This is a genomic window from Erwinia sp. AC075, assembly GCF_979253995.1.
In genome coordinates, this window is sequence record NZ_CEEDEU010000001.1 from 25,120 (window position 1) to 38,617 (window position 13,498).

At 55.9% G+C, this 13,498-nt stretch carries 8 protein-coding genes; 7 read left to right on the forward strand and 1 reads right to left on the reverse strand.

Annotation, left to right across the window (positions count from 1 at the left end; translation table 11 throughout):
* Window positions 1-61: 61 nt before the first annotated feature.
* Window positions 62-907 (reverse strand): 3-mercaptopyruvate sulfurtransferase, encoded by an 846-nt coding sequence (gene sseA, locus AC0IXH_RS00110; RefSeq protein ID WP_471719721.1) that lies wholly within the window; start codon window positions 905-907, stop codon window positions 62-64.
* A 254-nt stretch (window positions 908-1,161) separates the two neighbouring features.
* Between sseA and AC0IXH_RS00115 the strand changes: the two genes are divergently transcribed.
* From AC0IXH_RS00115 to ispG, 7 genes are all read left to right on the forward strand, one after another.
* Entirely contained in the window at window positions 1,162-6,126 is a 4,965-nt protein-coding gene (locus AC0IXH_RS00115; protein WP_471719722.1) for an alpha-2-macroglobulin family protein, read from the forward strand.
* A 39-nt stretch (window positions 6,127-6,165) separates the two neighbouring features.
* A complete protein-coding gene (gene pbpC / locus AC0IXH_RS00120) occupies window positions 6,166-8,487 on the forward strand; it encodes a peptidoglycan glycosyltransferase PbpC (protein ID WP_471719723.1) in 2,322 nt (773 codons plus the stop codon).
* A 174-nt stretch (window positions 8,488-8,661) separates the two neighbouring features.
* Window positions 8,662-9,093, forward strand: coding sequence for a nucleoside-diphosphate kinase (gene ndk, locus AC0IXH_RS00125; RefSeq protein WP_013203396.1), 432 nt, complete (start codon window positions 8,662-8,664; stop codon window positions 9,091-9,093).
* Between the two features lie 181 nt (window positions 9,094-9,274).
* A complete protein-coding gene (rlmN, locus tag AC0IXH_RS00130) occupies window positions 9,275-10,444 on the forward strand; it encodes a dual-specificity RNA methyltransferase RlmN (RefSeq protein ID WP_013203395.1) in 1,170 nt (389 codons plus the stop codon).
* 82 nt (window positions 10,445-10,526) lie between these two features.
* Complete coding sequence (pilW, locus tag AC0IXH_RS00135) at window positions 10,527-11,258, forward strand: type IV pilus biogenesis/stability protein PilW (RefSeq protein ID WP_346566295.1); 732 nt, start codon at window positions 10,527-10,529, stop codon at window positions 11,256-11,258.
* A complete protein-coding gene (gene rodZ, locus AC0IXH_RS00140; protein ID WP_013203393.1) occupies window positions 11,248-12,237 on the forward strand; it encodes a cytoskeleton protein RodZ in 990 nt (329 codons plus the stop codon). Before pilW ends, rodZ begins: the two co-directional genes overlap by 11 nt.
* Before the next feature lie 41 nt (window positions 12,238-12,278).
* Window positions 12,279-13,400: a flavodoxin-dependent (E)-4-hydroxy-3-methylbut-2-enyl-diphosphate synthase gene (gene ispG / locus AC0IXH_RS00145; protein ID WP_013203392.1), complete on the forward strand. Its 1,122-nt coding sequence runs from the start codon at window positions 12,279-12,281 to the stop codon at window positions 13,398-13,400.
* Window positions 13,401-13,498 lie beyond the last annotated feature (98 nt).

Here is a 13,498-nt window from a genome sequence, read left to right on the forward strand (position 1 = left end):
GCGGCATAAGGTGAAAAAAGGCGGGTCAGCGTAGTTGACCCGCCTTTTTTATCCGCGCGAATCAGCCGATGGCGATGGGCAGATCGTCACGACTTCCCCATTCTCCCCAGGAGCCGTCATACAGCGTAACGTTTTCGACGCCCAGCGTGGTCAACGCCAGAATGACCACCACCGCCGTCACGCCGGAGCCACAGCTGGTGACGATCGGCTGGGTGAGATCGACGCCTTGCTGGCTGAAAATCTCTTCCAGCGCCTTGGGCGACTTCAACTCACCGTCTTCGACCAACGAATTCCACGGCACATTCAGGCTGTTAGGAATGCGTCCACGGTGCAGGCCGGGACGGGGTTCATCCACTTCGCCTCTGAAACGGTTTGCTGCTCGCGCGTCCACAATTTGCGCGCCGCCTTCATGACTGATTAACAGCACGTCGGTCAGGCGTTTCACCAGTTTGCTGTCAAAGCGGGCATCAAATTCCGCTTCGGGCAGGTCAACCGCACCGCTTTCCAGCGCATAACCGGCCTCTTCCCAGCCTTTTAATCCGCCAGCCAGAATCGACACCTTCGCCACGCCAAACTCGCGCAGCATCCACCAGGCGCGCGGAGCAGAGAACAGGTTGCCCTCATCGTAAACCACCAGGTGTTTATCGCTGTTAACCCCCAGCTCACGCATCGTAACCGCAAAGGTTTCCGCCCTCGGCAACATATGTGGGTAAGGGCTGGTGTGATCCGACAGGGCTTCGATATCAAAGAACGGCGCGGCAGGCAGGTGCTTTGCCAGATATTCAGCCTTAATGTCCCGCTGGTTTTCCATACCCGGAGGCAACATGCGTGCGTCTACGATTTGCAGATCGGGATCCGAAAGGTGTTCTGCCAGCCAGTCGGCGGTAACAAAGAAAGAGGATGTCATAGCGGCCTCGCGTTGGGACATGAAGTAACGATAGTTCCAGTGTACCGCGCTGTTACTCCATCACAAGATGTTCCGCACTATCAGGATGATATTGCGTAAGAATCTGAATGCAGCGCGCAATTCTTGTGTCGTTGGCTGACGCGTCCTGAATAACTTTGCGAAATGTTGCTAAAAGTGAAAAAACAGGCTTTTTTTTGCCCCTGCTGAGGTCATACTGTGCACCTCAATTATCGGGTGCTGGCCATGGAGTCATGATGAACGTTAAACGGAATGGATTATATGTTGCGGCTTTTTTCTCGCTGCTGCTGTTAGGTGGCTGCGATCAAAAAGAAGAAACATCATCGACACCGGCCAGCCAGAGTGCGTCTGATAAGGCGCCAGCCAGTAAGCCTCCCTTATTAAGTGACGCGCAGAGGGCAGCTGAAGCTAAACGTGATGCGGGTAAATCATTAACGCTTATTGATGCTTCCGAAGTGCAGCTGGATGGCGCCGCCACGCTGGTGCTGACGTTTTCCATCCCGCTTGACGATCGGCAAAACTATGCCAGCCAGTTACATTTGATCGACACCAAAACCGGTGCAGTCGAAGGCGGATGGGAGCTTTCTCCCTCGCGTAAAGAACTGCGTTTCCGTCATCTTGAACCGGCGCGTGAGCTGACCGTCTCGGTTGATAGCGGGATAAAAGCCGCCAATGGCGCTGTCCTTGAGCAGGCCTTCCAGCAAAAAATAGCCACGCGTGACGTGCAGCCGATGGTTGGCTTTGCCAGCCGCGGTTCTCTTCTGCCGACCAAAGTTACGCAGGGTCTGCCGGTTCTGGCGCTCAACATTAACAGCATTGATGTCGATTTCTTTCGGGTAAAACCGGCTTCACTGCCTTCTTTTCTGGCGTCCTGGCAATATGGCAACACGCTTTCCAGCTGGCAGTCACAGGATGTGCTGACCAAAGCCGACCTGGTCTACACCGGCCGTTTTGATCTCAATCCGCAACGCAATACCCGAGAAAAAATGCTGCTGCCGCTCAGCAACATTGACGCGCTAAAACAGCCTGGCGTGTATCTGGCAGTGATGAAGCAGGCCGGTTCCTATAACTACAGCAACCCCGCCACGCTCTTCACGCTGAGCGATATCGGCCTGTCTCTGCATCAGTTCCCGCAAACGCTGGCGTTGTTCAGCCAGAGCCTGGAAAGCGGGGCGGCTCTGCCTGGTGCTCAGCTTTCACTGTTGGACGAAAAAGGGCAGGTTCTGGCCGAAGCAACTGCGGATGCGCAGGGCCATGCGGAATTTACCCGCTTCCCGAAAGCCAAAATCGTGCTGGCAAAGCTGGGTGAGCAAACCACGCTGTTGGATCTGACGCGTCCGGCATTGGATCTGGCGGAATTCGCGGTGGCTGGCCCGGAAGGGTACGACAAGCAGATCTTTATCTTTGGCCCACGCGACCTGTATCGCCCGGGTGAGACGGTGGTGATCAATGCGCTGATGCGTGATGCCGATGGTCAACCTTTGCCTCCTCAGCCGGTCACGCTGGAAGTGGTTAAGCCGGATGGCGAGGTTGCCCGCACGTTAGTCTGGCAGCCAGAAAATGGCCTCTATCAATATCGTTTCACCTTGCCGGAGTCGGCAACCACCGGCAAATGGTCATTCCGCCTGAATACCGGGGATAACCGCAAACGAAGCTGGGCGTTTAACGTAGACGATTTTATGCCAGAGCGCATGGCATTAACCCTGAAAAGCAGCCCACTTCCGCAGTCTATGGAGGAGGATGCTGCCTTCCAGGTGAATGGCCGTTATCTGTATGGTGCTCCGGCTGCCGGAAACACTCTGCAAGGTCAACTGTTCCTGCGCCCGCTGAGGGATGCTGTCGCCAGCCTGCCAGGCTATCAGTTTGGCGATATCAATGAATCCGACCTAAAACGCACGCTTGATGAAGTTGACCTCAAGCTGGACGCCGAGGGCAACAGCAGCGTGGTGGCCGAATCGAGCTGGAAACAGGTGCATTCACCGCTGACCGTCATTCTGCAGGCCAGCCTGCTGGAGGCGGGTGGCCGACCGGTGACGCGCCGTGCTTCTCAGGCGATTTGGCCTGCTGAGATTTTACCCGGTATCCGGCCTTTATTTGGTAATAAGGACGTGTACGATTATCGCAGCGACAGTTATCACAGCCAGCCCATGGTGGAAGAGGGCAGTACCGCCGCCTTTGATTTGGTGTATGCCAACAGTCGCGGCAAGAAGTTGGCTGCCCAGGATTTGAATGTCCGTTTGATCCATGAACGCCGCGATTATTACTGGAGCTTCTCGGACAGCGAAGGCTGGCAGTCCCGCTTCGATCAGAAAGATCTGGTTGAAGATGAACACAACGTCACCATTGCCGCTGACGGCAGCACGCGTGTCGAATACCCAGTGGACTGGGGATCTTACCGTCTTGAAGTGCGTGACCCGGAGAATAATGTGCTCAGCAGCGTGCGCTTCTGGGCAGGCTACAGCTGGCAGGATAATACCGATGGCTCCGGGGCACTGCGGCCGGATCAGGTCAAGTTAAAGCTCGATAAACCGGCTTATAAACCGGGTGAGAAAGCCAGGGTGCACGTTGAATCTCCGGCTGCGGGTAAAGGCTATCTGATGGTGGAGTCCAGTAACGGTCCATTGTGGTGGCAGGAGATCACCGTACCGGCAGGTGGCATGGATGTTGACGTGCCGGTTGATAACGCCTGGAAACGCCATGACCTGTATCTCAGCGCGCTGGTGATCCGCCCTGGGGATAAAACCCAGGGAAGCACGCCAAAACGTGCGGTAGGCTTACTGCATCTTCCGCTGGCGCAAGAGAACCGACGTTTGTCCCTCAGCCTGGATGCCGCAGAGAAAATTCGCCCGCAGCAGACGCTGAAAGTGAAGGTGAAAGCGGGCGTTTCGCAGGGACCTGTGCCGCAAAAAATCACCGTACTGCTGTCAGCTGTTGATAGTGGTGTCTTAAGCATTACCGATTACAAAACGCCGGACCCGTGGGAAGCCTTCTTTGGCCGCAAACGGTACAACGCCGATCAATATGATGTTTACGGTCAGCTGATTGAAGGCAGCGGTCGCCTGGCGGCACTGCGCTTCGGTGGTGACGGCGATGACGAAGATCCGTTAACCCGTGGCGGGCAGAAACCGGTCACTCACGTCAATATTGTGGCCCAACAGCTGCAGGCCGTTACGCTGGATGCCAATGGCGAGGGCACGCTTGAGCTGGCAATACCGGAGTTCAACGGTGAACTGCGCGTAATGGCGCAGGCCTGGAGTGATAGCGACTTTGGTTCGGCAGAGAAGAAAGTGGTTGTCGCGGCACCGTTAGTCAGTGAACTGGCGACGCCGCGCTTTATGGCGGGTGGCGACCGCGCCAGGCTGGCGATGGACCTGACTAACCTGACCCCACAGCCGCAAACGCTGCAAATAGCGTTCAGTGCGGGTGGTTTGCTTAAGCTGGATGATCCGCAGACGCAATCAGTGATCCTGAAAGCAGGAGAACGCAAAACGCTGTTCCTGCCCGTCACCGCCTCAGCCGGATTTGGAGATGGCGACGTCAGCACGGAAATTACTGGCCTGTCGCTGCCAGGTGAAGCGTTCAAACCGATGAAACAACAATGGAAAATTGGCGTTCGTCCAGCCTGGCCGGGCGTGACGCGCAGCTTTAGCAGCGTGCTACATGCGGGTGAGCCGTGGGCCTTGCCGGCAGATGCGCTTTCTGGTCTGGCAACGGAAACCCTGCAGGGGCAGCTGGTATTAAGCAATAAACCTCCGCTGAATATCGCCCGCTATATTGCCGAACTCTACGCATACCCGTACGGCTGTCTGGAGCAGACAACCAGCGGACTCTATCCTTCACTGTTTACCAATCAATTGCAGTTGAAGGCGCTGGGGATCAAGACCAGCACTGATGAAGCGCGGCGGGCCTCCATCGATCTGGGCATTGACCGTCTGGCGGGAATGCAGCGTGCAAACGGCGGCTTTGGCTTGTGGAGCAAAGAGAGTCCGGAAGAGTTTTGGCTGACGGCCTACGTCACTGATTTCCTCGTGCGGGCCAACGAGATGGGCTATGGCGTGGAAAAATCAGTGATTGAAAATGCAGACCAGCGCCTGCTGCGCTATCTGCAGGACCCCACTCAGATCGAGGTTTACTACAGCCAGGATAGCTTTGCCTCCCGCTTTAGCGTTCAGGCATATGCTGCGCTGGTCCTTGCGCGTCAGCAAAAAGCGCCACTGGGCGCACTGCGTGCCCTGTTCGATAAACAAGGTCAGGCGAAAACCGGGCTGTCGCTGGTCCAACTGGGCGTTGCATTGAAATTAATGGGCGATCGGCCACGTTCTGAACAAGCCCTGAACCTCGGACTGGCGACGCAGCGCAGCCAGAAAGAGAGCTGGCTGGGCGATTACGGCAGCGACATCCGCGACCAGGCCATGATCTACGTGTTGTTGTCAGAGAATAAGCTGCTGCCACAGGCGCAGGACAGCTTACTGCTTACGTTGACGCAGAACTTGAATGGTAAGCGCTGGCTGTCTACTCAGGAAAATAATGCCCTGTTCTTGGTGGGCAGGGCGCTGACCGATGCCTCAGGTTCAGCCTGGCAGGCCACGCTCAACGGCAGTTCCCTCAATGGTAAAGGACCGGTGACCACGCCATTAAACTTCCCAGAGCTGGCGGAAGGGGTTCAGTTGCAAAACGATTCTGTGGATGCCATTTACAGTCGACTGGATGTGGTTGGCTACCCAACGGCTAAGCCGGCGCCTTTCAACAGTGTGCTGAATGTCACCCGACGCTATCTTGATCTTCAGGGCAAGGAGATCTCACTGGAAAACCTGAAGAGCGGTGATTTGCTGCTGGTCAGCCTGAAGGTCTGGGCGGATCGCCGGGTGCCAGATGCGCTGGTGGTCGATCTTCTGCCGGCGGGACTTGAGTTGGAAAACCAGAACCTGGCCAACAGCAGCGCCAGCCTGCAGGAGAGCGCCGCCGATGTGCAGGAGTTGATGGGGGATATGCAGCAGGCCAATATCAAACACATCGAGTTCCGCGACGATCGCTTTGTTGCCGCGGTGGATGTGGATGGCTATCGCCCGGTTACCCTGCTTTATCTGGCAAGGGCGGTGACGCCGGGTCAGTACCTGATGCCGCCTCCACAGGTGGAATCGATGTATGTCCCACAATGGCGGGCGCTGGGAACTACGCCAGACAGCCTGACGATTCACTGAGTTGCAGGTGCCTGGCTTAACGCCGGGCACCGCTAACCAATGAATAAGCTTTTACGCTATACCAGCTGGTTGATGGTGCCGATTGCCGTTGTGCTGCTGCTTGTACTGGCGGATCGCCTGTGGCCGTTGCCGCTGAAGGAGCTGCAGCCAGCGCGAGTGGTTGTAGCGGAAGATGGCACGCCGCTGTGGCGCTTTGCTGATGCCCAGGGCGTCTGGCGTTATCCCGTTACGCCAGAAGACGTTTCCCCTGATTACCTGCAAGCGTTACTTACCTATGAAGATCGCTGGTTCTGGTATCACCCGGGTATTAATCCCTTCTCGGTTATCCGGGCAGCCTGGCAGGATCTGAGCGGAGGTGAGATCGTTTCAGGCGGCAGCACGCTAACGATGCAGGTTGCCCGACTGATTGATCCCCACCCGAGAACCTTTACCGGCAAGCTCTGGCAGGCATGGCGCGCCATGCAGCTGGAATGGCATCTGTCCAAGCGTGACATTCTGACGCTGTATCTCAACCGTGCGCCTTTTGGTGGCACGGTAGAAGGCGTCGGCGCAGCAAGCTGGACCTGGCTGGGTAAGCCTCCCTCGCAGCTAACCAAAAGCGAAGCCGCATTGCTGGCGGTGTTGCCACAGGCACCGAGCTGGTTGAGGCCCGATCGCTGGCCAGAGCGGGCTCAGGCCGCGCGTAATAAAGTACTGGAAAGAATGGTCGCTCTGCATGTCTGGCCGAAAGAGCTGGTTGAGGAGATTTATCCGGAGCCTGTCTGGCTGGCGCCAAGGCAGATGCCACAGCTGGCCCCACTGCTATCCCGCCGTTTACTGGCGATGTCCAGCCAGCAAAAGATCGTCTCAACGGTCGATGCCGCACTGCAGCGGCAGATAGAGGCGCTGGCGTCAGGCTGGAAAAGCCAGCTACCGCCGCGCACCTCAATGGCTGTCCTGGTGGTCGATCATGCCACGATGAAAGTGCGGGCCTATCTGGGCTCGGTCGATCTGGACGATGACAGCCGCTTCGGCCATGTGGATATGATCAGCAGCATCCGCTCGCCGGGGTCGGTTCTGAAGCCTTTCGTCTATGGCATGGGGCTGGATCAGGGGCTGATCGCCGCGGAATCGCTGTTGCAGGATGTCCCACGCCGTTTTGGTGATTACCGGCCGGGAAATTTTGATACCGGATTTCACGGCGCCGTTAGCGCCAGCGAAGCACTGACCCGTTCGCTGAACTTGCCTGCGGTGCAACTGCTGGAGGCGGTCGGGCCGAAGTTTCTGGCTGCCAGCTTGCGCAATGTGGGCCTGACGTTGCGTTTCCCGCCGGCAGCGGAGCCAAACCTGTCCTTAGTTTTAGGTGGGACCGGTGCGCGAATGGATCAGATTGTTGCGGCCTACAGTGCCTTTGCCCGCAACGGGCTGGCGGCAGGATTACGCTTTATGCCGGAACAACCGCTGGTGGAAAGGCCGTTACTCTCTCCCGGCGCTGCGTGGATCGTCAGGCGCATCCTTGCCGGGGAGGCCAAACCCTTAGCAGACAACCTGTTACCGGGCGTTGTCCCGCTGGCGGTGAAGACCGGGACCAGTTACGGCTACCGGGATGCCTGGGCCATCGGCGTCAATCCTCGTTATCTGATCGGCGTGTGGGTTGGCCGTCCGGATGGAACACCGGTTGCCGGGCAGTTTGGCTTTGCCAGCGCCGTACCGGTGTTGAATCAAATCAATAATTTGCTGATGACCTCACCCGGTTTTCGCGGTAACTGGTTACCCGTCGAACCGCGTCCTGCGACGGTCTCCGCCGGATCGCTGTGTTGGCCGGGTGGACAGGCGTTACCTGAAGGCGATAGCAATTGCCGGCAGCGTAAGCAAAGCTGGATTCTGGAAGGGACGACACCGCCCACTTTACTGGCGGAAGGACAGGAAAATCTGGCAGGGCTGCAACAGCCAGTATGGATAAATGCCGCAGGCTTGCGCGTGGCAGCGGATTGCCCGCAGGCGAAGGGGGCAAATGTGGTGTTGTGGCCATTACCGCTGGAACCCTGGCTGCCGGTGTCTGAGCGACGGCAACAGCGGTTGCCCGCCGTGGATCCCAGCTGTCCGCCACTGGATAACGGCAGTGCGGTTCCTCTGATTTTAACGGGCGTTCGCAGTGGTCAGCTGTTGCATCGTCTGCCAGGTAAAAGTCAGCTGGATGTGAACGTCACGTCGCAGGGAGGCCGCGGAAATCAACGCTGGTGGTTCCTGGACGGCAGTGCGCTTCCGCGCCCAAACCGGCAAGACACCGTAAATTTGTCATTAGGTAAAGCCGGTAGCTACCAGCTAACGGTGCTGGATGAGGGTGGACAAGTCGCCTCGGCAACTTTTACTGTGGAGTGATTCCGCTTGAATGCGATAAAACCGCTAAATAATTGTGGGTTTATAGATCGCATTTTTTTATTAAATTGTTGAATCTCCGATAGGCAAGGGCGGCGATGCCCCCTATAATCGGCGCCATTTTCCAGGCCGGGGAGCCTTTTCACCGGCCAAACTCGACATCAAACAGGGGTCCATATGACTATCGAACGTACTTTTTCTATCGTTAAGCCGAACGCGGTGGCAAAAAACGTTATTGGTGCCATCTTTAACCGTTTTGAAAGCGCTGGCTTCAAAATCGTTGGCAGCAAAATGCTGCACCTGAGCAAAGAGCAGGCTGAAGGTTTCTACGCTGAACACCAGGGCAAACCGTTCTTCGACGGTCTGGTAGAGTTCATGACTTCAGGTCCGGTTGTGGTTTCTGTGCTGGAAGGCGAAAACGCCGTTCAGCGTCACCGTGACCTGATGGGCGCAACTAACCCAGCTAACGCACTGGCAGGTACTCTGCGTGCAGATTACGCTGACAGCTTCACCGAGAACGCGACCCACGGTTCTGACTCTGCTGAATCTGCTGCCCGTGAAATCGCCTATTTCTTCGGCGAAGGTGAAGTTTGCCCACGCACCCGCTAAGATCGTTACTACAGGGCGAATAGCGCCGGGCGTTTACAATTTATTTTGCAGACGCGCTTTAACCTGTCGCTACACGCTTGTATGATAATGCGCCCCTGACCAGCCTGGCTGTCAGGGGCGCATTACTTTACCTTCCATTCCCCCAGAGCCATAACGTGTAATAACGAGGCCAGAGAATATTATGTCTGAACTAATTGTGAGTCCGTCGTCCGAATCTCCTGTCATTGCCACGCCAAAAACAGAAAAAATCAACCTGCTCGATCTGAATCGTCAGCAAATGCGCGAGTTTTTTGCCAGCATGGGGGAAAAGCCGTTCCGCGCCGATCAGGTGATGAAGTGGATGTATCACTACTGCTGTGATGATTTCGACGAGATGACCGACATCAACAAGGTTTTCCGCAACAGGCTGAAAGAAGTTGCTGAAATCCGCGCTCCTGAAGTCGCAACCGAGCAGCGCTCGACCGATGGCACCATCAAATGGGCGATCACCGTTGGCGGTCAGCAGGTCGAAACCGTGTACATTCCGGAGAAAGACCGCGCCACCCTGTGCGTCTCTTCCCAGGTGGGCTGCGCGCTGGAATGCAAATTCTGCTCGACGGCGCAGCAAGGCTTTAACCGCAACCTGCGCGTGTCTGAAATTATCGGCCAGGTATGGCGTGCAGCAAAAATTATCGGTGCCTCTAAAATCACCGGTACGCGCCCTATTACCAACGTGGTAATGATGGGTATGGGCGAGCCGCTGCTTAACCTGAACAACGTTGTTCCGGCGATGGAAATCATGCTGGATGACTTTGGTTTCGGTCTGTCCAAGCGTCGCGTCACCCTGTCCACTTCAGGCGTGGTTCCCGCACTGGATAAGCTGGGCGACATGATTGACGTGGCGCTGGCGATCTCCCTGCATGCGCCAAACGACACAATTCGTGACGAAATTGTGCCGGTTAACAAAAAGTACAATATCGAGACGTTTTTAGCCTCGGTGAGCCGTTATATTGCTAAGTCCAATGCCAATCAGGGCCGTGTGACCATTGAGTACGTGATGCTGGATCATGTGAATGACAGCACCGATAACGCACACGAGCTGGCGGCATTGCTGAAAAACACCCCATGCAAAATCAACCTGATCCCATGGAACCCCTTCCCGGGCGCTCCTTATGGTCGCAGTTCGAACAGTCGCATCGATCGTTTCTCTAAAGTGTTGATGGATTACGGATTTACCACTATTGTGCGTAAGACGCGCGGTGATGATATTGATGCGGCCTGCGGACAGTTGGCCGGGGAAGTGATTGACCGTACCAAGCGTACCTTGCGTAAAAAAATGGCCGGTGAAGCGATTTCTGTGAAAGCGCTCTGAAACCTGAACGTTGGCAGTGACCCGTGCTGTCCGCCCTGATGTGAAAAGCGTACCATACGCTTAACTCAAATCAGGAGGTTGCATGGGTAAAGGATTCCCGTTCTGGTTGGCACTGTTGCTGATAGCAGGCTGCCACTCGTCATCGCAACGCAATGAACTGCTGCAGACCCGACTACAATTGGGGCTGGATTATCTGGCCCGCGATAATTTATCTGCTGCCGGGCGCAATCTGCATCAGGCCGTGGTGCTTGCGCCGACGGATTATCGTGTTCAGCTGGCGATAGCGCGTTTTTACCAGCGATCGGATAACCCGGTTGCCGCCAGCGAGCATTATCAGAAGGCTCTGCTGCTGGCAGGACAAAACCGTGATGTAATCAATAATTACGGTGCGTTTCTCTGTAGTTTAGGGCAGTATGATGCGGCTCAGCAGCAGTTCAGCAAAGCCGCTGAATTACCTGAAAACGGCGTGCTTGCCGATGCGCGTGAAAATGCCGGTTACTGCTACCTCCTTGCGGGGGAACAGGACAGGGCACGGACAGCATTGGTTGAGGCAACACAAAACGCTGTCGACAAGGGAAAGGCTCTGCTGGCAGAAGCCGAAAGGCGATTTGGAAAGAATGAGCGCGAGGTATCGCGGCTCCTTTTAGATGTTTATCAACGCAACTTTTCAGCCACGGCTGAGAGTTTGTGGTTAGAGATTCGCTTCGCCGCGCTGGCGCAGCAACCCGAAGGCGTAAAGCTTGCCGGGGCGCAGTTGGCGCGAAATTTTCCACAATCGATACAGCACCTGCATTATTTAGCTAATGAATACTGAAGCCACTCAAGATAACTCAGCAGTAAATTCAACAGGCCAGCGCCTGCGCAGTGCCCGTGAGCAAATGGGACTGACTCAGCAGAACGTTGCTGAACGCCTTTGCCTGAAACTTTCCACCGTCCGTGATCTTGAAGAGGACAAGTCGCCTGCCGATCTGGCGTCGACCTTCCTGCGGGGATATATCCGTTCTTATGCCCGTCTGGTACACGTACCTGAAGATGAACTGCTGCCGATGATGGCTAAGCATTCACCTGTTCGTGCTGCCAAAGTGGAGCCGATGCAGAGTTTTTCTTTGGGCAAACGTCGCAAAAAACGCGATGGCTGGTTGATGATTTTCACCTGGCTGGTCCTGTTTGTTGTCGTCGGATTGACCGGCGCCTGGTGGTGGCAAAACCACAAGGCTGCTCAGGACGATCTGGTGTCGATGGCCGATCAGAACGCGGGAACCAGTGGCGATAATAGCCAGTCGATCCCGCTGGGTGACAGCAGCAATGACAACACGCCGGCCGATAACTCGGCCGCTCAAAGTGTTCCTGCTGACGCTTCAGCCCAGACGCCATCAGCTTCGGCGCCAGCAGCAGCCAGCGCACCTGCGGCAACTCAGACCCCGGCAAATAATGCCGCGGCTTCTTCACAGCCTGTTGCCGTTTCGCCTTCTCAGGCGCCAGTGGACAACACGGCCAACAGCCAGATGCCAACCGGATCTGCAGGCGTTAGCGCGCCTGCTGCCGACGGCAATGCGCTGGTGATGAGCTTCGATAAAGACTGCTGGCTGGAAGTCGCCGATGCAACAGGGAAAAAACTGTTCAGCGGAATGCAGCGTAGTGGTGGTAAACTCAGCCTCGCCGGTAAAGCGCCATATCGTCTGAAGATTGGTGCGCCGGGCGCCGTTCAGATCCAGTATCAGGGCCAGCCGGTCGATCTGAGTCGTTTCATCCGTACCAACCAGGTTGCTCGCCTGACAGTCGGTGCGCAATAACGCATCTTTCTGATCGCGAGTAATTGTGGAGAAAGAAGACTATGCATAACGCAGCACCCATTATCCGTCGCAAATCTACGCGCATTTACGTCGGCAAGGTGCCAGTGGGCGATGGCGCACCAATAGCCGTTCAGTCCATGACCAACACGCGAACCACCGATGTGGCGGCGACGGTCAATCAAATCAAAGCGCTTGAGCGTGTCGGTGTCGACATTGTTCGCGTTTCTGTTCCTACCATGGACGCCGCTGAGGCTTTTCGCCTGATCAAGCAGCAGGTCAATGTCCCGCTGGTTGCTGACATCCATTTCGACTATCGCATTGCCCTTAAGGTTGCCGAATACGGCGTTGACTGCCTGCGCATCAACCCAGGTAACATCGGCAATGATGAGCGTATCCGCCAGGTTGTGGACTGCGCGCGTCACTACAACATCCCTATCCGCATTGGCGTGAACGCCGGCTCGCTGGAAAAAGACCTGCAGGAAAAGTATGGCGAACCTACGCCACAGGCCCTGCTGGAATCTGCCATGCGTCATGTCGATCATCTGGATCGCCTGAACTTCGATCAGTTTAAAGTCAGCGTTAAAGCCTCCGACGTGTTTTTGGCCGTTGAGTCTTACCGTTTGCTGGCTAAGCAGATCGATCAGCCACTGCACCTTGGCATCACCGAAGCCGGTGGCATGCGTGCTGGCTCAGTGAAATCTGCCATCGGTCTTGGCCTGCTGCTCTCAGAAGGCATTGGCGATACGCTGCGTATTTCGTTAGCCGCCGATCCGGTGGAAGAAGTGAAAGTCGGCTTCGATATCCTCAAGTCCCTGCGCATTCGTTCACGCGGTATCAACTTCATTGCCTGCCCAACCTGTTCACGTCAGGAATTTGATGTGATTGGCACGGTGAATGAGCTTGAGCAGCGGCTGGAAGATATTGTGACGCCGATGGATATCTCCATTATCGGCTGTGTGGTGAATGGCCCGGGTGAAGCGCTGGTTTCCACCCTTGGCGTCACCGGTAGCAACAAGAAAAGTGGCCTATATGAAGACGGCGTGCGCTTGCGTGAACGTCTTGATAACAACGACATGATCGATCAGCTGGAAGCCCGCATCCGTGCTAAAGCCACGATGATGGACGAAAGCCGCCGCATTGCTATCCAGCAGTTAGAAAAATAAATCGCATTTACGGGTTGGCCTGAAGGCCGGAGGACAGAGTTTACTGACATTCTGTCCCGGCCCTTTTAACCAGCCCCAGAGTTAAGAAGAGAAAAAAA

Bases quoted from the DNA above. Each gene is read 5' to 3' on its own strand.
- sseA (WP_471719721.1), bottom strand. From the start codon at position 907: ATGACATCCTCTTTCTTTGTTACCGCCGACTGGCTGGCAGAACACCTT.
- ispG (WP_013203392.1), top strand. From the start codon at position 12,279: ATGCATAACGCAGCACCCATTATCCGTCGCAAATCTACGCGCATTTAC.
- AC0IXH_RS00115 (WP_471719722.1), top strand. From the start codon at position 1,162: ATGAACGTTAAACGGAATGGATTATATGTTGCGGCTTTTTTCTCGCTG.
- pilW (WP_346566295.1), top strand. From the start codon at position 10,527: ATGGGTAAAGGATTCCCGTTCTGGTTGGCACTGTTGCTGATAGCAGGC.
- rodZ (WP_013203393.1), top strand. From the start codon at position 11,248: ATGAATACTGAAGCCACTCAAGATAACTCAGCAGTAAATTCAACAGGC.
- rlmN (WP_013203395.1), top strand. From the start codon at position 9,275: ATGTCTGAACTAATTGTGAGTCCGTCGTCCGAATCTCCTGTCATTGCC.
- pbpC (WP_471719723.1), top strand. From the start codon at position 6,166: ATGAATAAGCTTTTACGCTATACCAGCTGGTTGATGGTGCCGATTGCC.
- ndk (WP_013203396.1), top strand. From the start codon at position 8,662: ATGACTATCGAACGTACTTTTTCTATCGTTAAGCCGAACGCGGTGGCA.